The 21,461-nt window shown below is 61.5% G+C and carries 20 protein-coding genes and 1 other RNA gene; 9 read left to right on the top strand and 12 right to left on the bottom strand.

All coding sequences use genetic code 11. The features are described 5' to 3' along the window. Positions 1-9: 9 nt before the first annotated feature. The 4 genes from J5289_RS13035 to J5289_RS13020 form a co-directional block, all read right to left on the bottom strand. A complete protein-coding gene (locus tag J5289_RS13035; protein ID WP_209184037.1) occupies positions 10-735 on the bottom strand; it encodes an amino acid ABC transporter ATP-binding protein in 726 nt (241 codons plus the stop codon). Continuing rightward, on the bottom strand, positions 713-1,372 hold the full coding sequence (locus tag J5289_RS13030; protein ID WP_209206523.1) for an amino acid ABC transporter permease: 660 nt from the start codon (positions 1,370-1,372) through the stop codon (positions 713-715). Before J5289_RS13030 ends, J5289_RS13035 begins: the two co-directional genes overlap by 23 nt. Beyond that, positions 1,369-2,040, bottom strand: coding sequence for an amino acid ABC transporter permease (locus tag J5289_RS13025; RefSeq protein WP_209184036.1), 672 nt, complete (start codon positions 2,038-2,040; stop codon positions 1,369-1,371). The genes J5289_RS13030 and J5289_RS13025 overlap by 4 nt, the downstream gene beginning before the upstream one ends. 66 nt (positions 2,041-2,106) lie before the next feature. Beyond that, entirely contained in the window at positions 2,107-2,901 is a 795-nt protein-coding gene (locus J5289_RS13020; protein WP_209184035.1) for a transporter substrate-binding domain-containing protein, read from the bottom strand. Between the two features lie 348 nt (positions 2,902-3,249). Here J5289_RS13020 and J5289_RS13015 point away from each other — a divergent pair, with 348 nt between their 5' ends. Both J5289_RS13015 and J5289_RS13010 read left to right on the top strand, forming a co-directional pair. Next, positions 3,250-4,662, top strand: coding sequence for an FAD-binding oxidoreductase (locus J5289_RS13015; RefSeq protein ID WP_209184138.1), 1,413 nt, complete (start codon positions 3,250-3,252; stop codon positions 4,660-4,662). A gap of 88 nt (positions 4,663-4,750) precedes the next feature. Beyond that, complete coding sequence (locus J5289_RS13010; RefSeq protein WP_209206524.1) at positions 4,751-8,647, top strand: AsmA family protein; 3,897 nt, start codon at positions 4,751-4,753, stop codon at positions 8,645-8,647. Between the two features lie 23 nt (positions 8,648-8,670). On the opposite strand, the gene J5289_RS13005 is transcribed toward J5289_RS13010, so the two are convergent. The 4 genes from J5289_RS13005 to ssrA all read right to left on the bottom strand — a co-directional run bounded on the left by J5289_RS13005 (position 8,671) and on the right by ssrA (position 10,196). Further along, on the bottom strand, positions 8,671-8,892 hold the full coding sequence (locus tag J5289_RS13005) for a ribbon-helix-helix domain-containing protein (RefSeq protein ID WP_209184033.1): 222 nt from the start codon (positions 8,890-8,892) through the stop codon (positions 8,671-8,673). An 86-nt stretch (positions 8,893-8,978) separates the two neighbouring features. Beyond that, complete coding sequence (locus J5289_RS13000) at positions 8,979-9,173, bottom strand: DUF4169 family protein (protein ID WP_209206525.1); 195 nt, start codon at positions 9,171-9,173, stop codon at positions 8,979-8,981. A gap of 37 nt (positions 9,174-9,210) precedes the next feature. After that, on the bottom strand, positions 9,211-9,717 hold the full coding sequence (locus J5289_RS12995; RefSeq protein WP_142823604.1) for an SspB family protein: 507 nt from the start codon (positions 9,715-9,717) through the stop codon (positions 9,211-9,213). 118 nt (positions 9,718-9,835) lie between these two features. Continuing rightward, positions 9,836-10,196, bottom strand: a transfer-messenger RNA (tmRNA) gene (gene ssrA / locus J5289_RS12990). A 132-nt stretch (positions 10,197-10,328) separates the two neighbouring features. Here ssrA and J5289_RS12985 point away from each other — a divergent pair. Next, entirely contained in the window at positions 10,329-11,264 is a 936-nt protein-coding gene (locus J5289_RS12985) for a thymidylate synthase (RefSeq protein WP_209184032.1), read from the top strand. Positions 11,265-11,285: 21 nt separating this feature from the next. Here the strand turns inward: J5289_RS12985 and nhaA are convergent, their stop codons facing one another. Next, complete coding sequence (gene nhaA / locus J5289_RS12980; RefSeq protein ID WP_209184031.1) at positions 11,286-12,500, bottom strand: Na+/H+ antiporter NhaA; 1,215 nt, start codon at positions 12,498-12,500, stop codon at positions 11,286-11,288. A gap of 252 nt (positions 12,501-12,752) precedes the next feature. Between nhaA and J5289_RS12975 the strand changes: the two genes are divergently transcribed. Then, positions 12,753-13,118: a cytochrome c family protein gene (locus tag J5289_RS12975; RefSeq protein ID WP_247749108.1), complete on the top strand. Its 366-nt coding sequence runs from the start codon at positions 12,753-12,755 to the stop codon at positions 13,116-13,118. A gap of 59 nt (positions 13,119-13,177) precedes the next feature. On the opposite strand, the gene yghU is transcribed toward J5289_RS12975, so the two are convergent. Next, the gene (gene yghU, locus J5289_RS12970) at positions 13,178-14,047 is read right to left on the bottom strand and encodes a glutathione-dependent disulfide-bond oxidoreductase (protein ID WP_111222893.1); all 870 of its coding nucleotides are present in this window, start codon (positions 14,045-14,047) and stop codon (positions 13,178-13,180) included. A 225-nt stretch (positions 14,048-14,272) separates the two neighbouring features. Between yghU and J5289_RS12965 the strand changes: the two genes are divergently transcribed. The 4 genes from J5289_RS12965 to J5289_RS12950 all read left to right on the top strand — a co-directional run bounded on the left by J5289_RS12965 (position 14,273) and on the right by J5289_RS12950 (position 19,056). Then, a complete protein-coding gene (locus tag J5289_RS12965; protein WP_209184030.1) occupies positions 14,273-14,785 on the top strand; it encodes a dihydrofolate reductase in 513 nt (170 codons plus the stop codon). A 239-nt stretch (positions 14,786-15,024) separates the two neighbouring features. Continuing rightward, on the top strand, positions 15,025-16,146 hold the full coding sequence (gene hflK / locus J5289_RS12960; RefSeq protein ID WP_209184029.1) for an FtsH protease activity modulator HflK: 1,122 nt from the start codon (positions 15,025-15,027) through the stop codon (positions 16,144-16,146). A 1-nt stretch (position 16,147) separates the two neighbouring features. After that, a complete protein-coding gene (gene hflC / locus J5289_RS12955; RefSeq protein ID WP_209184028.1) occupies positions 16,148-17,119 on the top strand; it encodes a protease modulator HflC in 972 nt (323 codons plus the stop codon). Positions 17,120-17,328: 209 nt separating this feature from the next. Continuing rightward, on the top strand, positions 17,329-19,056 hold the full coding sequence (locus J5289_RS12950; RefSeq protein WP_209184027.1) for a Do family serine endopeptidase: 1,728 nt from the start codon (positions 17,329-17,331) through the stop codon (positions 19,054-19,056). Positions 19,057-19,059: 3 nt separating this feature from the next. On the opposite strand, the gene J5289_RS12945 is transcribed toward J5289_RS12950, so the two are convergent. Together J5289_RS12945 and serB are read right to left on the bottom strand one after the other, a co-directional pair. Beyond that, entirely contained in the window at positions 19,060-19,629 is a 570-nt protein-coding gene (locus J5289_RS12945) for a GNAT family N-acetyltransferase (protein WP_209184026.1), read from the bottom strand. Positions 19,630-19,677: 48 nt separating this feature from the next. Then, positions 19,678-20,568: a phosphoserine phosphatase SerB gene (gene serB / locus J5289_RS12940; protein WP_209184136.1), complete on the bottom strand. Its 891-nt coding sequence runs from the start codon at positions 20,566-20,568 to the stop codon at positions 19,678-19,680. Here serB and miaA point away from each other — a divergent pair. After that, positions 20,567-21,460, top strand: coding sequence for a tRNA (adenosine(37)-N6)-dimethylallyltransferase MiaA (gene miaA, locus J5289_RS12935; protein WP_374108264.1), 894 nt, complete (start codon positions 20,567-20,569; stop codon positions 21,458-21,460). The genes serB and miaA overlap by 2 nt on opposite strands. Position 21,461 lies beyond the last annotated feature (1 nt).

Genomic DNA, 21,461 nt, shown 5'->3' with positions numbered 1-21,461 from the left:
GCTGTCTGCTCACAGCATCCCCAGAAACTGCTTCAGTTCCAGCGTTTTGGGGTTGCTGAAGAACTCCGCGGGAGGGCCTATTTCGTGGACTCGGCCTTCGTGCATGAAGACGACGCGCGAGCAGACGTCGCGGGCGAACTTCATCTCGTGGGTGACCATCAGTAGCGTCATGCCTTCGGATGCGAGTTCGCGGACCACGGCCAGCACTTCCGACACGAGCTCCGGGTCGAGCGCCGAGGTGATCTCGTCGCAGAGCAGCGCGATCGGCTGCATCGCCAGCGCCCGGGCGATGGCGACGCGCTGCTGCTGGCCGCCGGATAGCTCGTCGGGATAGGCATCGAACTTGTGGGCGAGGCCGACGCGTTCAAGCATCTTTCGGGCCATGGCTTCTGCGTCGGCCTTCGACGTCTTTCGCACCACCGTCTGCGACAGCATGACATTGCGGCCGGCTGTCAGGTGCGGAAAGAGATTGAACTGCTGGAAGATCATGCCGACCTTCAGCCGCAGCGCCTTCAGATGCAATTCGTCCGGCAGGAACTGGGCACCGGCGACGGAGATCGATCCGTCATCGATAAGTTCCAGGCCGTTGATGCAGCGCAAGAGGGTGGATTTCCCCGACCCGCTCTTGCCGATGATGGCGATGACCTCGCCGGGTTCGACGTCGATATTGATGCCCTTCAGAACTTCGTTGGTGCCGAAGCTCTTGCGCACTTCAGTGATTTCGATGAGCGACATTGAGCTTCCTTTCCAGGATCTGGCTGCTCTTCGACAGAGGCCAGCAGAGGGCAAAATAGATGAGGGCGACGAAACCGTAGACGGTGAACGGCTCGAAGGTGGCATTGGTAATGGCGGTGCCGGCCTTCGACAGTTCGACGAAGCCGATGATCGATGTCAGCGCCGTGCATTTCACCACCTGCACGGAAAAGCCGACGGTCGGCGGCACCGCGACGCGCAGCGCCTGCGGCAGGATCACGTGGCGCATCTGCTGGGCGTATCCCATGCCGAGGCTGGCGGATGCCTCCCACTGGCCCTTGACGACGGACTCGACGCAACCGCGCCAGATTTCAGTTAGGAAAGCGGCCGACCAGAGGATGAGCGCGACGCCGGCTGCAAGCCATGCCGGGACATCGATGCCGAACAGGCCCATGCCGAAGAAGGCGAGGAACAGCTGCATCAACAGCGGGGTGCCCTGGAACAGTTCGACGTAATATTTGACGAAGATCCGCGCCATCCGCCGCTTGCCGGTGCGCAGATAGAGCAGCACCATGCCGAGCAGGCCGCCGCCGACGAAAGAGACCAGCGACAGGAGGATGGTCCAGCGGGTGGCGTAGAGAAGGTTGCGGACGATATCCCAGGTGGTGAACTGGATCATCGGATGCTCCTGCGCGGAAAGAGGATGCGGCCGAGGCCAGACAGGAGCTGGCGCAGGATGATTGCCAGCAGCAGGTAGATGGTCGTCGAGACGAAATAGGCCTCGAAGGCGCGGAACGAGCGGGACTGGATGAAATTTGCGGCAAAGGTCAGGTCTTCGGCGGCGATCTGTGAGACGACGGCGGAGCCGAGCATGACGATGATGATCTGCGACGACAGGGCTGGCCAGATGCGCTGCAGCGACGGGACGAGGATCACATGCCAGAATGTCTGGAACGGCGTCATCGCAAGGCTGGCGCCCGCCTCGAACTGGCCGCGCGGTGTCGCCTGGATGCCGGCCCGGATGATCTCGCAACCATAGGCGCCGAGATTGATGACCATGGCGAAATTGGCTGCCTGCATTTCCCCGAGCTTGATGCCGATGCCGGGCAGGCCGAAGAAGATGAAGAACAGCTGGACGATGAAGGGCGTGTTGCGGATCAACTCGACATAGGGAACGACGATGGGCCTCAGCCAGCGGGGGCCGAGCGAGCGGGCCCATGCGCAGGCGATAGCGAGCGCGATGCCGAAGACCGCGCCGACGGCGGTCAGTTCCAGCGTGATGCCGACGCCCTTGATCAGCATGGGGTAGTATTCGCCAAGCCAGGCGAAGTCGAAATGGTAGTGCATCCAGGTTCCTCCGCTTCCGGTCGGGAGGCCGACGCCGCAGGGGCGCCAGCCTTAATCAGGGAGCGGTCAGAGGTCTGCCGGGATGTCCTGGTGCAGCCATTTCTGGGTGATCTTGTTCATCGATCCATCGGCCCTGCCAGCCGCGATGATCTCGTTGATCTTGCCCTTGAGGGCGTCCTCGTTCTTGTTGAGGCCGATATAGCAGGGCGACTTGTTCATCAGGAACTTCAGTTCCGGACGGTTCGGCGGGTTCTTTTCGAGGATCGCAGCGGCAATGACGTTGCCTGTCACGATGACCTGGACCTGGCCCGAAAGGAAGGCCGAGATCGTGCCATTATTGTCCTCGAAGCGCTTGATGATGGCATCCGGCGGGGCGATCTTCGTCAGGGCGAGGTCCTCGATGGCGCCGCGGGCCACGGCAACCGTCTTGCCCGAGAGATCGGCAGCGGACGTGATCTTCAGGTCGGCTGGGGCAAAGGCGCCGTTGAAGAAGGGCGCATAGGCGGAGGTGAAGTCGATGACCTTCTCGCGATCCGGGTTCTTTCCGAGGCTGGAGATGACGATGTCGGCCTTGTTGGTCTGCAGGTAGGGGATGCGGTTGGGCAGCGTCACCGGCACCAGTTCCGCCTTGACGCCCAGCTTGGAGGCGATGAGTTTCGCCATGTCGATGTCGAGGCCCTGCAGTTCCATGTCCGGGCCGACAGTGCCGAACGGCGGTGCGTCCTGCGGCACGGCAACGCGGATCGATCCACGGGCGGTGATGTCGCTGAGGGCATCGGCGCGCGCCGCATGGGGAGCGGAGACGGTACCGACCGTCATCATCGCGAGTGCGGCCATGAGGAGGAACTGTTGGCGTTTCATAGGCTTGTCCTTTTAAACTCGAATGAAAAATCAAGAAGGCCTACGCAATTCGCGTGCCAGACGAAGGGCGCCGGGACGGGTGCGATGTAGCGGGTCCGGGCTCTCCGACGAGCCCAAATGCGGCCTGCCGCAAACGCATATGCCGCGATTTTGTGCAATATTTCGGTTCTCTAACGCTGGGGCGGTTGTCGGATGCAGCCGCAATTCCGATCTGCCGGAGAGCAAGGTCCGGTGTCGTTCCATGAGACCGCTGGACCCGACGTTGGGCTGGACAGGACGGATCGCTTGTCTCATAGAAGCCCTTCGGGGCCTCGCAGGTCCTGCCGAGATCGCATGGGAGATCACGCAATGGCGCTGGCGGATGCAAGAGCAGGAACACGCAACGAGGCGGGCGTTACTGCCGTTCTCGGCATTCTGAAGCAGGCTTTCGGCGACCGTTTCCAGACGGGCGATGCCTTTCGTGCCCAGCACGCGCACACTACGACATACATTCCCTCGCAGCTGCCCGACGGCGTGCTTTTTGCCGAGAGCAGCGACGACGTCAAGGCTGCCGTGCGCGCCTGTTCCGAGCACAAGGTGCCCATCATCGCGTTCGGCACGGGCTCGTCGCTGGAAGGCCAGATCAATGCGCCGAATGGCGGAATATCGATAGATATGAGTCGGATGAACAAGGTTCTTGCAGTCAATGCGGAGGATCTCGATTGCGTCGTCGAGCCGGGCGTGACGCGCGAGGAGCTCAACGTCTACCTGCGCGATACCGGCCTGTTCTTCCCCATCGATCCCGGCGCCAATGCCTCGATCGGCGGCATGACGTCGACCCGCGCCTCCGGCACCAATGCGGTGCGCTACGGGACGATGAAGGACAATGTTCTGGCTGTGACCGCTGTAACGGCGTCCGGCGAGGAGATCAGCACCGCTCGCCGGGCCCGCAAATCCTCTGCCGGCTACGACCTGACCCGGCTGTTCGTCGGATCCGAGGGGACGCTCGGTATCCTGACATCGGTGACGCTGCGGCTGCAGGGCATTCCGCAGAAGATCGCCGGTGGCGTCTGCGCCTTCCCGACCATCAAGGCGGCCTGTGACGCCGTCATCATGACCATCCAGATGGGCATTCCCGTTGCCCGCATCGAATTGCTGGACAGCATGCAGGTTCGTGCCTGCAACCGCTACTCCGGCCTGTCCTATCCCGAGCGGCCGACGCTTTTCCTGGAATTTCATGGCACGGAGGAAACGGTGCCGCTGCAATCGGCTGAATTCGGTGAGATCGCTGCCGAATGTGGCGGGGACGAGTTTCAATGGACCGTCAATGTCGAGGAGCGCAACAAGCTCTGGAAGGCCCGTCACGATGCGTACTGGGCCTGCCGCGCGCTGGCGCCGGAAATGGCGGCCTTGTCGACGGACGTCTGCGTGCCGATTTCGAGGCTTGCCGAGTGCGTCGTCGAAACACAGGCCGATATCGAGGCGCATGGACTGCTGGGGCCGATCGTCGGGCACGCCGGTGATGGAAACTTCCACGTCCTGCTGCTGTTCGACGACAAGACGCCCGAAGGTGTCGCCGTTGCCGAGGGATTTGTCGCGCGTCTCAATGCGCGGGCGTTGTCGATGGACGGCACCTGCACGGGCGAACATGGCATCGGCCAGGGCAAGATGGCGTTTCTCGAGCAGGAGCTCGGCGGCGCCGTCGACCTGATGCGCCAGATCAAGCGCGGTCTCGATCCCGATGGCATATTCAATCCCGGCAAAATCTTTCATGCAGACTGAAAAATGGAATATTACCATGAGTTTGCCTTGCCCCCGACGCGAATGGCGCTAGTGTCGTGACGGGCATGAGGAATGGAGATTCAACGCGTTGTTAGGCAAGGTCCTGGTCTTTCTGGGTGGCGTTCTGGTGGTGGTGCTGTTCGTGGCGCTGCTGGCGCCGCTCTTCATCGACTGGACCGGATTCCGGCAAAGTTTCGAGGAACAGGCCAGCCGCATCATCGGCAAGAAGGTCACCGTTCATGGTTCCGTCGATGCCCGCCTGCTGCCGTTTCCCTCAGTCACGCTGCATGACGTTCGCGTCGGGCAAGAGCCGGACGGGACGCCGATTGTGCAGATTTCAGAATTTGCGATGGATGCCGAGCTTGCGCCTTTCCTGTCTGGCGAGGCGCTGATCTTCGACATGCGCATCTCCCAGCCGAAAGTCCGCCTCCGGCTGCTGAAGGATGGTACGCTGGACTGGATGCGCGGCAGCCAGTCGGAAATACCGGCGAAATCCGTGGTGCTCGAAAACGTCCATGTGGATGGCGGCTCGGTCGAGTTCATCGACGAGCAATCCGGGCGCACGCGACATATTACCGATCTCAATGCAGAGATGTCCGCGAAATCGCTGGCCGGCCCGTGGCGGGTCGAAGGCGAGGCGGCGCTCGATGGCGAGCAGGGAAAGTTCACAATCGCCAGCAGCCAGCCGGATGACGACGGCGTGCTTAAGGTCCGCACGCGTCTGGTGCCGCAAAGCCACCCGGTCAGCATCGATCTCGATGGCGAATTGAAGCTGGTGGCGAGCAAGCCCGATTACCTCGGTACCTTCTCGGCCGGCATCGAAACCCGGCAGGCGCGCAAGGTATCGGGCGACGCCAAATCGAGCGAGCCGCGGGCCAAGGGCAAGTTCGAACTCACTAACGACCGCATTCGTATTCCCGAATACCGCCTGGAGCTCGGTGCTTCCGACGACCCTTATGTCATCACCGGCGAGGCAACGCTCGATACCGGGCCAAAGCCGGAGTTCCTGCTGACGGCGGACGGACAGCAGATCGACGTCAACCGGCTCGGAAATCAGGGCAGCGAAGGCAAGACGACGCGCAACCCCGCAGTTTCCGCGCGGCAAAGGCTGAGCAACCTCATTGCCATCGCCGCTGAGATACCGGTGCCGCAGGTGCCGGGCAAGGCAACGGTACGCCTGCCGGCAATCGTTGCCGGCGACACGACATTGCGCGACGTGCAGCTCGATCTCGAACCGGCGGGCGCCGGCTGGACTGTCGACAAGGCAGTCGGCACGCTCCCCGGCCGCACGCAGGTTGAAGCCAAGGGCAAGTTGCTGCTGCAAGGCGACCCGAACTTCACTGGCAACCTGCTGGTGGCCTCCAGCCAGCCTTCGGGGCTCGCCACTTGGCTGTCTGGCACCGTCGATCCGTCCATTCGCGAGTTGAAGGCCGCCGGCTTTTCCGCCGACGTCAACCTGACCCATTTGCGGCAGCGTTTCGACAACCTCGAGATTGCCATCGGCGAAGCGACGCTGAAAGGGCGGCTGGATCGCCAGCTGCCGGAAAACCAGGCGCCGACGCTGGCTGTCGATCTCAATGGCGATTCCCTCGATCTCGACGCGCTGCGCGCCCTGACCGGCCTGTTTACCGGACAGGAACCGGGTGAAAACATTCTCGATCACAAGATCAACGCCCATCTGAAAGCAGACAAGTTCTCCGCCTTCGGCATCGCCGCCAGCGATGTCGAGACCACGTTCGGCATTGCCGATGGAGCATTGAAGCTTGACAAGTTGTTCGTGCGCGACGTTGCCGGCGCAGAGATTACCGCCACCGGGCGCGCGTCAGGCTCTCTGCTCGAATACAAGGGATCGGGCGAAATCACCTTCAAGGCTGCCGATCCGACCTTGTTCTTTACGATGCTCAGTCAGCACCTGCCACATCACCCGGTTGTCGACCGCCTGGTACGCAATGGTGCATGGTATGGCAATACGGCCCTTCGCGGTGCGCTGACGCTGGGCGGGGACCAGGGCAACGGGCTGGCACTGACGCTGGCCGGCGTTTCCAACGGCAGCCGCGTCAACCTCGACTACCGCATGTCCGACCTTCTGGCGCTGACCGGCAAGGGTACGACGACGCTTGAGGCGACGCTTGAGAATTCGGTCACTTCGATCCTGTTCGGCCAGGCGGGCTTCGATCCGCTGCCCGTCGATGCCGATGCCAACGGACGCCTGACTCTGAAGGTGTCGGCGACCGATAACGACCCGGCCGATGCGGCCCTGACATTTGCCACGGACAAGACGTCGTTTACTGCCAACGGCAAGGTCGATGTCCGGCCGGCGACGTTCCTCAACGGGACGATGGCGCTGTCGATGGAGAGCGCCGATCTCGATCCGTATCTGGTCATGAACGGCATCGGCATGCCGCAGATGGGCACCGGCCTGCCGGCGAAACTCCAGACCACCGCGACGATCGATTCGGACAAGGTGGCGTTCTCCGACATCAAGGGACAATTCGCCAGCAACGGCGTGACCGGCAAGCTGGCCTTCGACCGCAAGGCACCCAACATCAAGGCGAGCGGCGACATTGCCATGACGGAAGCCGATCTCGAGTGGCTCGGAGAGGCCATCTTCGGCCCGATGACGGACCCGGCCGATGGCAGCCTGACGAGAGCCAAGCTGGGACTGCCGATGTTTACCGGCACCGACATCAACATAAAACTGTCGGCTAAGCAGATGTGGCCCGGCATTTTCGGTCCCGTATCCGATTTCACCACCAACATGTCCTACAAGGGCGATGCCCTGCAGTTCAACGACATGGCGGGCAAATGGAGCGGTGGAACGATCGGCGGTCGCCTGCTGCTTGCCAACAATGATGGCAATGCCTTGCTGCAGACGAAGATCGATCTCGGCAACCCCGATCTGGCCGTCATCGGCTGGCAGCGCGACGGCGCCCCTGTGGCGACCGGTCGGGCAGGGCTCTCGCTTAACATGGAGGCAAGCGGCAAGAGCGTCAGCGACCTCGCGGCCTCGGCGAGCGGCTCCGGACAGGTGATGCTCGGCGAAACGCGTATTCGTGGCCTCAATCTCGGCATCCTGCCATCGCTGCTGTCGGCCACCGACCAGATCCAGGGCGCCGTGACCGCCGACAAGGTGGAGCCGATCGTCCAGACGCTGCTGAACAACGGCGATGCGGTGTTGAAGCCGCTGACGATGCCGCTCAATATTTCGGGCGGACGGGTGCGGATCGACAATGTCGTTGCCATGACCGATACGGCGCAACTGACCGGCAATGCCGATATTAACCTGTCCGACGAGACCATCCGCGGTGCGCTCGCCATTTCGCTCAATGCCGGCGCCGATGCTGTCAGTGGTGCCGATCCGGCGCTGCGTCTTGGCTTCACCGGTCCGCTGGCAACACCGACCCGCAGCGTCGATTCCAGCGCTGTCACCAGCTTCCTGTCGTTGCGGGCTTTCGAGCGCGAACGACGCCGGGTCGAGCGGCTGCAATCTGGTGTGCTGGAAAAGCAGCGGTTGAGGCGCGAGGTGGCGCTCACGAAATTCGCAGCCACCGAGCGCGATATCAAGCGCCAGCAGGATGCAGTCATCGAGGAGCAGCGCAAGGCCGAGGAGGAGCGCCTGAGAATGCTGGCCGAACAGGCTGAGACACAACGACAGGCGGAGGCGGCAACGAAGGCGAAGCTGCAGGCGGAAGCCGATGCCGCCGCCAAGGCTGAAGCCGACGCTGCGGCCAAGGCACAGGCCGAAGCGCAGGCGCAGGCGGAAGAAAAGGCGAAGGCCGATGCCGCCGTAAAGGCCAAGATCGAAGCGGCAACGAAGGCACGTGCTGAGGCCTTGGCGAAATTTCAGGCAAACGAGGCGGCACGGGCTGAAGCTGAGGCCAAGGCAAAAGCCGATGCCGAACAGAAAGCCAAATCGCAGCAGCAGCCACCTTTACCGGCGCCGCTGACTGTTCCGGATTTTTCCACTCCACCGCAAAAGTTCTGATCAGGCGGGGCAGTCGCCGGTCGTCACTCTTTTCTGGTAGCATCCTTCAGCCATTGAAGGACATGGAGCCTCAGTGCTGACGACAGGTTGCTTTCCGGAGATCTCCTATCGTCGATTTCAGCGATAAGTGCGGCCTGCGACAGGCCACGTGCATTGGCAATCAGCTTCAGTTCGTCCCAGAAACCATCCTCCAGCGTGAAGCTGGTGCGGTGGCCATGGAGCGTGGCGGAGTGTTTGCGGATCATGATGGCCTGGTGGACGCTTTTTCGGAAACGACTGTAAATCGATCGACCTGACGTATTTGACTGCGTGGACCCGCCAAGCTTGCGGCTTATTTGTCAGTCGACGGCTGCTGGATATGTCCGTCGTCCAGCGCCTTGCTAGCCTTGTCGTTGAGCGTTGTCGTCAGCTTCTTTTCGCTCTTGGTGCGGCCGAAAGTGATGCGGTTCTGCTCGGCCTGCTTCTCCTTGTCGGAGCGTGCCTGCTGCTTTCGAAACTGTTTCAGGTTGACGATCTCTGCAGTCATCGATCCGCTCCCCAACGCATCGCCTGAAGCCTTGATTTCACTGTTTCTTGCGGAATGCATCCAGCGACACGACGGAGCCGGGCTTCTTCGGCTCGCTTTCGTTGGTGGCGATGTGCTCGACCGGTGTATCCGTATTGACGGGATATGCGGTGATCTCGCCGCTCGGCAATTCTTCCTCGTCGCTGAGAGGCACGTCGAATTCGAGCTCGAAATTCACCGACGGGTCATAGAAACCGCGGATGGCGTTGAAAGGCACCACCAGCTTTTCCGGTACGTCCGAGAACGACAGGCCGATCTCGAAATGGGTCTCGGTGATCTTCAGTTCCCAGAACTGGTGCTGGATGACGATGGTCATCTGTTCCGGATATTTCGACTTCAGATGCTGGGAGATGCGAACGCCAGCGGCGCCGGTCAGGAAGGTGATGAAGAAGTGGTGGTCGCCGGGCAGGCGGCCGGTCGTACCGACCTCGGTCAGAACCTTACGGATAACTCCGCGCAGAGCGTCCTGTGCCAGAATATCGTAGCGGATATGATCCTGCCCCATGCTTTCCCGTCTTTCGTTGGCCGTCTTCAAGGCTCTATGCCACAGCAGGCGGATTCGGAAAACCCCCGACGCGCGAGTCATGTCGACCGACCATACATGATTTCCGAAAAAGGGAGAAGGTGGAGGTTTCTGTTGCCAGGTACCTCCGAACCCCGCCTTAAGGTGCGAACCTTCAGGACTTGATTTGAAGTGTCACACTGCGATTAAGCAGCGAGACGAGCTTCCGCATAGTTGGTGTTTGCAACTACAGATTTAGTCCGATAACGGTGGTACAATGCCGGGCAAAAAGTAGATCTTTACACCCTTGTCGATCCTGTTTCGCCCCCATCAAAAGCCGATCATCTCTGGCCGGTTTTTGGTGGAGGCGCCGGGTACCGCCCCCGGGTCCAATAGGTTTATTACATCGCTCATTTATTGCCATAGCCGGTCCGAAAACCGGCAATACGCATATAGTGTCTTCTCGTGCCCGAGGGAAGAGCTCGTGGCAAAATTGCTTGGCATTTTCTCGATCGGCGTCGAAACTGGGGGAGAAGCGAGTCCCGACTGCCGACACGGCTTGGTTTTGAGGCGCCGCGACGGTACGAAACTGGCGACGTAAAAGGATTTCTCATATGGCCCGGCACCCTGAATACCAATACCTGGATCTGCTGGAACATCTTTTGGAAAAAGGCGACCGCCGTATCGACAGGACCGGCGTTGGCACCTTGTCGACGTTCGGCGCGATGATGCGCTTCGACCTCTCCGATGGAAGTTTCCCGGTCTACACCACCAAGCGGGTGTTCTGGAAAACGGCCGTCAAGGAAATGCTGTGGTTCCTGACCGGGCAGACCAACATCCAGTCGCTGCTGCGCGAAAACGTCCGGATCTGGACCGACTGGCCGCTCGACAAATATCGCAAGGCAACAGGCGAAGACATTTCGCAGGAGGCTTTCGAGGAGCGCGTGCTCGGCGACGATGCGTTTGCACAGGAGTGGGGCGATCTCGGGCCTGTCTACGGCAAGCAATGGCGGCGGTGGCTAGATGCGGACGGTCAGGAACACGACCAGATCGCGGCCGTCATCCAGACACTGAAGTCGAATCCCTCCAGCCGGCGCATGCTGTTCCACGCCTGGAACGTCGGTGAACTGGACCGGATGGCGCTCAGCCCATGCCATATGACGTACCAGTTCTATGTCAGCAATATCGCAGACGAGGGCGCCCCTGCGGGGTCGGGCAAGAAAGGCAAGCTTTCGCTGCTGGTCGGCCAGCGCTCCTGTGACGTCGGCCTCGGCAATCCATTCAATCTCGCCCAGCAGGCGGCCCTGGTTCACATGGTGGCCCAGCAGGTGGACATGACGCCGGGCGAACTGATCTGGGTCGGAGGAGATGTGCACCTCTATCTCAACCACGTCGATCTGGCCCGCACGATCCTCAGTCGCGAGCCACGGCCGTTTCCGAAGCTCCGCCTGTTGCGCCATCCAGACAGTATCGACGACTATCGCATCGAGGACTTCGAGGTCAGCGGCTATGATCCGCATCCGGCCATCGAGGCCCCGGTCGCGGTTTAGCGACCGGGCACGGCTTAGGGATCAGTCGCTTGCCGGCCTGTCCGGCTGGGTATCGTTGCCGCCGGTGGTCTTGAGGAGGATCGCGCCGACAATTGCAGACAAGAACGAGCCGAGCAGGACGCCGAGCTTGGTTTCATCCTGCAGCATGGGGTCCGAGGCAAAGGCCAGCAGGCCGATGAACAGGCTCATGGTGAAACCGATGCCGCAGAGAAGGGCGACGCCGTAGAGTTGCAGCCAGGTCGCGTGCCTTGGCAATTCCGCCCAACCCATGCGGATGACGGCGGCTGAGAACGCGAAGACGCCAAGCTGCTTGCCGACGAACAGGCCTGTCGCCACCCCGAGCGGGACGGGATCGACGAAAGCACCGAGCGACAGTCCGGCAAAGGAAACGCCGGCATTGGCAAACCCGAAAATCGGCACAATCAGGAAATTGACCCAGGGCTGTATGCCGTGCTCCAGTGTCAGCAGCGGGGAGACTTCCGTATCTGTTTTACTCGCGATAGCCCTCAGCGGAATGGTGAAGGCGAGGGCGACACCGGCGAGCGTCGCATGAATGCCCGACTGCAGCGTCAGAAACCAAAGGATTGCGCCCAGCACCAGGTAAGGCAGCAGGCGTGTCACGCCGGCGCGGTTGAGTGCTACGAGCGCGAGCAGCGTCACGGCAGCGCCGCCGAGTGCATAGACATTGAGGTCGCCGGTATAGAACACGGCAATGATCAGCACGGCGCCGAGATCGTCGATGATTGCGAGGGCCGTCAGGAAAACGCGCAGCGATGTCGGGACTGCCGGCCCGAGCAGTGACAGCACGCCGAGAGCGAAGGCGATATCGGTGGCAGACGGGATAGCCCAGCCCTTCGGATGCCCGGCTTCTCCGAGGTTGAACGAGAGATAGATGAGGGCGGGCACCAGCATGCCGCCAATCGCTGCGACACCGGGCAGGATCCGGCGCGACCAGGTCGACAACTGGCCGTCGAGAACTTCCCGCTTGATTTCCATGCCGACCATCAGGAAGAATATCGCCATCAGGCCATCGTTGACCCAATGAAGTATCGAAAGACCTCCGACGTAGAGATGCAGGGTGTCCGCATACACAGAATAGAGGGGCGAGTTGGCGACGGCCAGCGCCACCACTGCGGACACCATGAGAACAATGCCGCCTGCGGACGAACTTTGCAGGAAATGCCGCACGAACGACATCGGCCGAATTGGAAATTTCGATTTCTTTGCTGTTTTCATTCTGCTGTTTTGGACTATCCAGGCGTGCAAATCCAGACGAAACCGGCACTTTCGATATCGCCACGCTTAGCCCAGCTCTGAAAGCGCGTTTCAGGCGTTTTGTCGCCGGGTCTTCGAAACCACCGGTGCTGCGACTATAAAGCCAAGCGATTTTCAGCCTGCAACGGCGTATCACGTTCCGCTGCAACCGGCTGTCGAGGAGATCAGAGCGAAATGGAATGCCTCAGACATTTGATTTTGCGGAAGATGCCGATGGCGGCTTTTACCGTCGCTATGATGATCGGCGGAGCGACGGGGGTGTCGGCTGAGGATCTTGCGCATGGCAAGAAAGTCTTCCAGCTCTGTACGCAATGCCATGTTGTGGACCGCGAGAGGAACGGCTTCGGTCCCTATCTGAAGGGCGTCGTCGGCAGGCCTGCCGGGGCCGTTGCCGGCTACCGGTATTCCAAGGCCATGAGCGATGCCGGTGCTGCCGGACTGGTGTGGGACGAGGCAGCGCTTTCGGCGTTTCTATTCAGCCCGAAGAAGAAAGTCCCGGGCACGACCATGCCATTCTGGGGATTGTGGAGCGACAGCGAGATCAAGGACGTCATTGCCTATCTGCGCGCCAACCCGTGATGGGAACGGCCCCGAAAGCCGGGGCCGCATGTGGGCGGTAAGAAACTGCCTCTGACTGTTTACGACGGATTCTTGTCCTGTGTCTTCGTGTCGAAATCGGCGGCATCGTGGCGCTCATGCAACTGGCTCGACGGTTCTCCAAACACGCGATTGACCATGCGGCCGCGCTGGACTGCGGGGCGTTCGCCGATCAGGTCGGTCCAACGCTGCAGGTTCTTGTATTCCTGGACCTGCAGGAACTCGGCTGCTTCATACAGCCAGCCCTTGGCCAGCGCACCGTACCAGGGCCAGACCGCGATATCGGCGATGGTGTAGTCCGAGCCGGCCAGATATTCGTTGTCGGCAAGCCGGCGGTCGAGGACGTCCAGCTGGCGTTTCGTTTCCATCGTGAAGCGGTTAATCGGGTATTCCATCTTTGTCGGTGCGTAGGCGTAAAAGTGACCGAAGCCGCCGCCGAGATAGGGGGCGCTGCCCATCTGCCAGAACAGCCAGGACATGCATTCCGTACGGATCGGCTGTTCCGTCGGCAGGAAGGCGCCGAATTTTTCGGCGAGATAAAACAGGATCGAGCCTGATTCGAAGACGCGCACCGGTGTCGGTCCGCTGCGATCCATCAGGGCCGGGATCTTGGAATTCGGATTGATGTCGACGAAGTCGCTGCCGAACTGGTCGCCTTCGTTAATGCGGATCAGCCAGGCATCGTATTCAGCCCCTTCGTGGCCGAGGGCCAGCAGTTCCTCGAGCATGACCGTCACCTTGACACCGTTGGGTGTCGCCAGGGAATAGAGCTGCAGGGGATGCTTGCCAACGGGGAGGGCTTTTTCATGGGTGGCTCCGGCGATGGGCCGGTTGATATTGGCAAACCGCCCGCCGCTTGCCTTGTCCCATGTCCAGACGCTTGCGGGCTTGTATTCGGTGTTCTCTGTCATCGGTTAACTCCAGTCGGGATTGCCGGTTTTTGCTTGAGGCAAGGACCAAATGGTATGCTGCATTTCGCAGGCAAGGTCCACTTGTGCGATGCGGTCGCGGGACGGCTCCCCCGCTCGAGCCTTTTTGTGGCACCGATGATTATGGTGCGGTAAGAACGGGCGGGAAGGCCGACCGCGCCAAGATGGGTGCCGGCGCTGCCGAGGGATTGAAGGGATGCAGGTTCCATGTCGGACATAAGACAGGTCATCATCGTCGCGATTTCGCGAAACAGCATCATCGGCAGGGATGGCGCCATGCCATGGCGGTTATCCACCGACCTCAAGCGCTTCAAGGCGCTGACGTCGGGAAAGCCGGTCATCATGGGCCGCAAGACGTTCCAGTCGATTGGCAAGCCGCTGCCGGGAAGGCCGAACTTCATCGTTACCCGCGACCCCACTTTCGCTCCTGAAGACGTTACGGTCGTGAACTCGCTGCAGGACGCGATTGCGCAGGCTTCCGAAAAGGCGAGGCTCGATGGCGTGGATGAAATCTGCGTCATCGGTGGCGGAGAGATCTATCGCCAGGCGATGGAGACTGCCGAACGCATGTATGTGACGCACATCGAGACAGAGGTTGAGGGAGACACATCCTTCCCGGCGATCGACCCGGCGGTATGGGAGGAAGAGGCCGAGTTGGCAGTCCCCGCTGGCGAGCGAGACAGCTTTGCAACGCGCTTCGTGACGTATCGTCGCCGGTGAAAGTCGCGCGGATCACAGGCGTGGTTCTGCCTGCTTCAAGGTTTGCAACGGCTTTGCCGCGAAACACGCGAAACTGCATTTAAGCTCCAAAAATCAACTATTTTTCCAATTATGCCGCCCAACTTCCAGAGGTTGCGTTGAAAGCGACACCGCCGATACCTATAACGAGGGCATCGTTGCTGCCGCGGGGAACCAGGGCCGGACAACGTGTCAAGAATTCCACGAACGATGAGGTTTTAATGCCCTGGAGTAATCAGAATGGCGGCGGTCCCTGGGGCGGCGGTGGCAGCGGCGGCGGTAATGGTGGCGGTGGCGACAAGCCAGGCCCCTGGGGCAAGGGTCCCAACCGTCCGCGCGGCAACGGCGGGGGCGGTCCTCCCGATCTGGAAGACATCATCCGACGCGGCCAGGAGCGCCTGCGGGGGATCATTCCAGGCGGTTTCAACAGCGGTATTTTCCTGATTGTTGCTGCGGTCGTCGTTGTTTTCTGGCTTATCCAGTGCATTTACACCGTCCAGCCGGACGAGCGAGGCGTCGAACTGCGCTTTGGCAAGCCCAAAGAGGAAGTCTCGCTTCCCGGTCTTCATTTCCACTTTTGGCCGATGGACCAGATCAACATCGTCAAGGTCACTGAACAGCTGCAGAGCATCGGTGGACGCGGCAGTGCCAATTCCACATCCGGCCTGATGCTGTCGGGCGACCAGAACATCCTGAATGTACAGTTTACGGTGCTGTTCACGGTGAGCGACCCCAAGGCCTATCTGTTCAATCTAGAAAATCCGGCAGAAACCCTGCAGCAGGTTTCCGAGAGCGCTATGCGTGAAGTCGTCGGCCGTCGTCCGGCACAGGATGCGTTCCGCGACAACCGTCAGCCGATCGCCAGCGAAGTCCAGAACATCATCCAGGGCACAATGGACCGCTACGGCTCGGGTATCGCCATCAACCGCGTCAACATCGAGGATGTCGCTCCGCCTCGTGAAGTCGCCGATGCCTTCGAAGAAGTGCAGCGTGCCGACCAGGACAAGCAGCGCCTCGTCGAAGAAGCTAACCAGTACGCCAACCAGAAGCTCGGTGGCGCACGTGGCCAGGCGGCGCAGAACCGCGAAGAAGCGGCTGCCTACAAGGACCGTGTCGTCAAGGAAGCCGAGGGTGAGGCCCAGCGCTTCGTGTCGGTCTACGAGCAGTACGTCAAGGCGCCCGATGTCACCCGAGAACGCCTGTTCCTTGAAACGATGGAATCCGTCTTGAAGAATTCGAACAAGGTCATCATCGACCAGAAGCAGGGCGTGTTGCCCTATCTGCCGCTGAACGGGATCGGCAAGGTCGTTCCGCCGGCTGCCGCGACAGAGGGGGGTAAGTAACATGTCCTCCAGTCGTCTTCCGGCGATCGTCATCGCCCTCGTCGTCCTCCTGTTCATCGTCTATTCGTCGGTGTTCGTCGTCAACGCCCGCGAGCAGGCCGTTCTGGTCCGCTTCGGCCAGATCCAGTCGGTGAAGTCCGAGCCAGGCATCTATTTCAAGCTGCCTTTCGCCTTTGCTGACGCCGACCGCGTCCAGTATGTCTCCAAGCAGGCCTTGCGCTTCGATCTGGACAACATCCGCGTCCAGGTTAAGGGCGGCGCCACCTTCGATGTCGATGCCTTCGTGGTCTACCGCATCGCCGATGCCCGCAAGTTCCGCGAAACCGTGTCGGGCGACCGCACGGCAGCCGAATCGCAGCTTCGTACCCGCTTCGACGCCTCGCTGCGTCGGGTCTACGGTCTGCGCGAATTTGATGCCGCTCTTTCGGACGAGCGCGTATCGATGATGCTCGAAGTTCGCAACGACCTGCACAAGGATGCGGAAACGCTCGGTCTCCAGATCGATGACGTCCGCATCCGGCGCACCGACCTGACGCAGGACGTGTCGCAGAAGACTTACGACCGCATGCGCGCAGAGCGCCTGGCGGAAGCAGAACTGCTGCGCGCCGAAGGCACCGAAGAGGGCCAGCGTCGCCGGGCTGTCGCCGACCGCCAGGTCGTCGAGATCGTTGCCGAAGCCAGCAAGGATTCGGAAGTCCTGCGCGGTCAGGGCGAAGCCGAGCGGGCACGGATCTTTGCCGATGCCTTCTCGCGCGATCCTGCCTTCTTCCAGTTCTACCGGTCGATGGCCGCCTACACGACGGCGCTGGGCTCGGGGACGACGACGATGGTGTTGTCGCCGACATCGGATTTCTTCCGGTATTTCCAAAACCCGAACGGCACGCCGCCTGCACCGCAGCCAGGCGCACCCGCCCTGGCCGCGCCGTCGGCCAGCGCGCCTCTCGCCCTGCCGGGAGCGCCAGCCGTCAACTGACGCTGTCTCGCACTCAAGATCGCAATCATGTCGGGCCATCCCTAGGATGGCCCGATTTTTTTGTGCCCGCCGACCACCGGCAAGCGCCCGCTGTCTCCGGCCTTTGTCATCACGGGCGGGGATTAGCGAAAAAGGCGATTCCACCCTTCATCATTCCGCCCTATGCTGATGCTGTAATAAACGACCTGACCCTTTGATGAGGATGCCTGATGGCTTCGACCGCTTGCCCGACCCTTCGACGTTCGCTTGCCCTGATGGCTGGCGCGGCCCTTGTCGCCGGCTCCACCTTCAATGGCTTCGAACGGGCTTATGCGGAAGGCACGACGAATGTCCTCTCGGGCGTGCCGGGCACCATGCCGGCCACTCCCGCGCCGCCGAACGCCACGACCCCGCCGACGCCGTCAGGTCCGTTGCCGGTGCCACCGGCAGGATCTGCGGCGCCTGCCGCTCCCCGCCCACAGATGGCAGGACCTGCCTCGGTTGCCGATCTCGCAGCCGGGTTGCTTGATGCGGTCGTCAACATCTCGACCTCGCAGAAGGTCAAGGGCGAGGGCAACGTGTCGACGCCGAAGATGCCGGACGGGTCGCCTTTCCAGGATCTGTTCAACGACTTCTTCAAGGATAAGCCCGGGCAGAGCAACAATCACAAGGTCAGTTCCCTAGGCTCCGGCTTCGTCATCGATCCGAAAGGCTATGTCGTCACCAACAACCACGTGATCGAAGGCGCCGACGATATCGAGGTGATCTTTCCGGATGGCACCAAGCTGAAGGCAAAGCTTGTCGGCACCGACACCAAGACCGATCTTTCCGTCCTCAAGGTCGAGCCGAAGCAGCCGTTGAAGTCGGTTCACTTCGGTGATTCCAGCCAGATGCGCATCGGCGACTGGGTGATGGCCGTCGGCAATCCCTTTGGTCTTGGCGGCTCGGTGACGGTCGGTATTGTTTCGGCGCGGGGCCGCAACATCAATGCAGGCCCCTACGACAATTTCATCCAGACGGACGCCGCGATCAACAAGGGCAATTCCGGCGGCCCGCTGTTCAACATGCGCGGCGAAGTGATCGGCATCAACACGGCGATCATCTCTCCGAGCGGCGGTTCCATCGGCATCGGCTTCTCCGTGCCGTCCGAAATCGCCGAGGGTGTCGTCAAGCAGTTGATGGATTTTGGAGAGACGCGTCGCGGCTGGTTGGGGGTGCGTATCCAGCCTGTGACCGACGATGTGTCGGAGAGCCTCGGACTGCCGTCCGCCAAGGGCGCTCTGGTGGCGGGTGTCATCAAGGGCGGCCCGGTCGACAACGGCTCGATCCTTGCGGGCGACGTCATTCTCAATTTCGACGGTAAAGCCGTCAACGAAATGCGCGACCTGCCGCGCGTCGTCGCCGAAAGCCCGGTCGGCAAGGCCGTCGATGTCGTGGTGATGCGTGCCGGCAAGCAGCAGACGGTCAAGGTGACGCTTGGCAAGCTTGACGACACTGCCGCTGCTGCCGACGACAAAGCGGCTGCGCCGGATGCGGCGCCCGGCGGCTCCAATGGCAATGGCGTCATTAACCCCGATGGCGACGGCGCTGGCGATGACGACGGGATGGACGATCAGGAAGACCAGGGCGACGCCGCACCGGCTCCGAACGCCGATACAGTCCAGACCGTGCTCGGTATACAACTGGCCGGCCTCAACGCGGACAACCGCAAGACCTTCGGTATTGCAGACAGCGTCGACGGTGTCGTCGTGATGCAGGTGGCGCCGGGATCGCCGGCCCTCGAAAAGGGCCTGAAGCCCGGCGACGTGATCGTCGAGGTGGCGCAGGAGTTCATGAAGACTCCGGGCTCGATCGCGGCCAAGGTCACGTCCCTGAAAAAGGAAGGCCGTCGTAACGCGCAGATGATGATCGCGGCGCCCAACGGCGACCTGCGCTTCATTGCCGTGCCGCTGGAGTAGGGCTTAGGCCGCACTCCCCGCGTCGCGCCATTGGTCCGCCGTCAGCCGGTAGAGCACGGTACGTTTCAGCTCCGGCCTGCTGTCTGGGACGCGGCGATGATCGAAGTCGCCGTTCATATCCCGGTGCATGCCGATGCGTCGCATGACTGCGGTCGAGCGGTGGTTGTTATGGACGGCGAAGGAGACGACCTCGTCGAGGTGTAGGGTCTCGAAGCCGTGACGGAGCAGGGCAGTTGCCGCCTCGCTGATGAAACCCTGTCCCCAGAACCGCACCGGCAGACGCCAGCCGATTTCGACCGTTCCGAGCGGAATGAACGGTTCTAGGTCGGTGCGGGCAAGGCCGCAAAAACCGATCGTTTCGCCGGTCGCCTTGCTTTCGAGCGCATAGAAGCCGAGGCCTGTTTCCGCAATCAGGGTCTTCAGATGGTCGAAGAAAGCATCCGCGCTCGCCCGATCCCGGCGGAAGGGAAAGAACTTCATGACCGTCTCGTCGGAGTTGATCTCGAAGAAAAGATCACGGTCGGGTTCGCGCCAGTTGCGAATGATCAGGCGGTCGGTTTCGAGAATGATCATGGCCAAAGTTCCATCCGTCTCTTTAAGTCTCGAAATGCGTTTGGCGATTCAGGCGTCGACAAAATCCGTTTTGCGGTAGCCCTGGATATAGAGGAGCGCGGTGAGGTCGGCGTGGTCTATGCGCATTTTTGCTTCAGCCGCGACGGCGGGTTTTGCATGCAGGGCGACGCCGGAGCCGGCGAGCTCCAGCATGCCGAGATCGTTGGCTCCGTCGCCGACCGCAATCGCGGCCTCGGTGGAGATGCCGAGGGTGGCCGCGATTTCGGTGAGGGCATCGACCTTCGCCTGCCTGCCGAGGATCGGCTCGGCGACGAAGCCGGTGAGCACGCCATTGTCTTCCAGCAGCACGTTGGCGCGGTCTTCATTAAAGCCGAGAGTGGCGCCGATGCGGCTGGTGAAGACCGTAAAGCCGCCCGAGACGAGCGCGGTATAGAAGCCCTTCGCCTTCATGGTGGCGATCAGTTGCGGGCCTCCTGGTGTCAGGGTGATGCGCCTGGCGATCACTTCGTCGACGACCGAGATCGGCAATCCCTTCAGCAGCGCGACGCGGGCGCGCAGGGCGGGTTCGAAGTCGATCTCGCCGTTCATGGCCTGCGCGGTGATGGCCGCGACCTGATCCTTGAGGCCGACTTCGGCTGCCAGCTCGTCGATGCATTCCTGGGCGATCATCGTTGAATCCATGTCGGCCACCAGCAGCTTCTTGCGTCGGGTCTCGGCATCCTGGATGACGAGATCGATGGGTGCGCTGCCTAGTACGGTCCTGAGGCTTGTCTCGGCCGCCTGCAGGTTGGTGCCGTCCCGGAGGGCGATGTCGCAGGCTATGCCATCCGCCAGCCAGTACAGTCCCGATGCTTTCACCGCATCGGCCGCCTGCTCCGCGAGGCGGGAGACAAGAACGGGGTTTGACGGATTGGCAATAAGCGTGGCAACGAAGGCCATGATGGGAAACCCTGTGAACGACATCGACGCGATCCTGATAACCGGGCCGACCGCCAGCGGCAAGTCCGGCATGGCCGTGGAGCTTGCCAGCCTGCACGACGGCGTGGTGATCAATGCCGACAGCATGCAGGTCTACGACACGCTGCGGATCCTCACCGCGCGCCCGTCCATCGAGGATACGAAGGGCATTCCCCACCATCTTTACGGTCACGTCCCGGCGAGGGATGCCTATTCGACCGGGATGTGGCTGAGGCAGATTTCGGAGCTTTTGGCAGAACTCCGCCAAGAGCGCCGCATGCCGGTCATCGTCGGCGGAACCGGGCTCTATTTCAAGGCTTTGACAGGCGGACTTTCTCCTATGCCGGAAATCCCGGCCGAACTCCGTGAGGGTCTGCGCCAGCGGCTGATCGATGAGGGGGCGGAACCGCTCTACCGCGAACTGGCGCAGCGCGACCCGGCGATGGCGGCTACCCTCAAGCCGCAGGACGGGCAGCGCATCGTCAGGGCGCTCGAAGTAAAACAGGCGACAGGGCAGTCGCTTGCCGCGCTACAGGGGCTTGCCGGACCCGTCATCATCGACCCCGCCCGCGCCCGCAAGATCGTCGTAATGCCCGAGCGGCAGCTGCTGCACGCGCGCATCGACCGCCGGTTCGAGGCGATGCTTGCTGATGGTGCGGAGAAAGAGGTAGCCGATCTGCTGGCGCTCGGCCTTTCGCCGCAGCAGCCCGTCATGAAGGCTATCGGCGTCTCGCAGATTGCTGCGATGTTACGCGGCGAAATCGGGCGCGAGGAGGTCATCGAACTCGGTTCGGCCGCGACCCGGCAATATGCGAAGCGGCAGATGACATGGTTTCGCAACCAGATGGATGAAAGCTGGGAGCGGATCGGCTGAA

This window comes from Rhizobium sp. B230/85 (assembly GCF_019355735.1).
In the GTDB taxonomy this organism is placed as follows: domain Bacteria; phylum Pseudomonadota; class Alphaproteobacteria; order Rhizobiales; family Rhizobiaceae; genus Rhizobium; species Rhizobium rhododendri.
The sequence above is the reverse complement of the archived record's forward strand: the minus strand, read 5'-3'. Positions and strand labels throughout refer to the sequence as shown.

What these genes read in the sequence shown, in the direction of transcription:
- J5289_RS13020 (WP_209184035.1), bottom strand. Translation starts at nt 2,901, where the DNA reads ATGAAACGCCAACAGTTCCTCCTCATGGCCGCACTCGCGATGATGACG.
- J5289_RS12965 (WP_209184030.1), top strand. Translation starts at nt 14,273, where the DNA reads ATGTCGGACATAAGACAGGTCATCATCGTCGCGATTTCGCGAAACAGC.
- yghU (WP_111222893.1), bottom strand. Translation starts at nt 14,047, where the DNA reads ATGACAGAGAACACCGAATACAAGCCCGCAAGCGTCTGGACATGGGAC.
- J5289_RS12945 (WP_209184026.1), bottom strand. Translation starts at nt 19,629, where the DNA reads ATGATCATTCTCGAAACCGACCGCCTGATCATTCGCAACTGGCGCGAA.
- hflC (WP_209184028.1), top strand. Translation starts at nt 16,148, where the DNA reads ATGTCCTCCAGTCGTCTTCCGGCGATCGTCATCGCCCTCGTCGTCCTC.
- J5289_RS12995 (WP_142823604.1), bottom strand. Translation starts at nt 9,717, where the DNA reads ATGGGGCAGGATCATATCCGCTACGATATTCTGGCACAGGACGCTCTG.
- nhaA (WP_209184031.1), bottom strand. Translation starts at nt 12,500, where the DNA reads ATGAAAACAGCAAAGAAATCGAAATTTCCAATTCGGCCGATGTCGTTC.
- J5289_RS13015 (WP_209184138.1), top strand. Translation starts at nt 3,250, where the DNA reads ATGGCGCTGGCGGATGCAAGAGCAGGAACACGCAACGAGGCGGGCGTT.
- hflK (WP_209184029.1), top strand. Translation starts at nt 15,025, where the DNA reads ATGCCCTGGAGTAATCAGAATGGCGGCGGTCCCTGGGGCGGCGGTGGC.
- J5289_RS12950 (WP_209184027.1), top strand. Translation starts at nt 17,329, where the DNA reads ATGGCTTCGACCGCTTGCCCGACCCTTCGACGTTCGCTTGCCCTGATG.
- J5289_RS13030 (WP_209206523.1), bottom strand. Translation starts at nt 1,372, where the DNA reads ATGATCCAGTTCACCACCTGGGATATCGTCCGCAACCTTCTCTACGCC.
- J5289_RS12975 (WP_247749108.1), top strand. Translation starts at nt 12,753, where the DNA reads ATGGCGGCTTTTACCGTCGCTATGATGATCGGCGGAGCGACGGGGGTG.
- miaA (WP_374108264.1), top strand. Translation starts at nt 20,567, where the DNA reads ATGATGGGAAACCCTGTGAACGACATCGACGCGATCCTGATAACCGGG.
- J5289_RS13000 (WP_209206525.1), bottom strand. Translation starts at nt 9,173, where the DNA reads ATGACTGCAGAGATCGTCAACCTGAAACAGTTTCGAAAGCAGCAGGCA.
- serB (WP_209184136.1), bottom strand. Translation starts at nt 20,568, where the DNA reads ATGGCCTTCGTTGCCACGCTTATTGCCAATCCGTCAAACCCCGTTCTT.
- J5289_RS12985 (WP_209184032.1), top strand. Translation starts at nt 10,329, where the DNA reads ATGGCCCGGCACCCTGAATACCAATACCTGGATCTGCTGGAACATCTT.
- J5289_RS13025 (WP_209184036.1), bottom strand. Translation starts at nt 2,040, where the DNA reads ATGCACTACCATTTCGACTTCGCCTGGCTTGGCGAATACTACCCCATG.
- J5289_RS13005 (WP_209184033.1), bottom strand. Translation starts at nt 8,892, where the DNA reads ATGATCCGCAAACACTCCGCCACGCTCCATGGCCACCGCACCAGCTTC.
- J5289_RS13035 (WP_209184037.1), bottom strand. Translation starts at nt 735, where the DNA reads ATGTCGCTCATCGAAATCACTGAAGTGCGCAAGAGCTTCGGCACCAAC.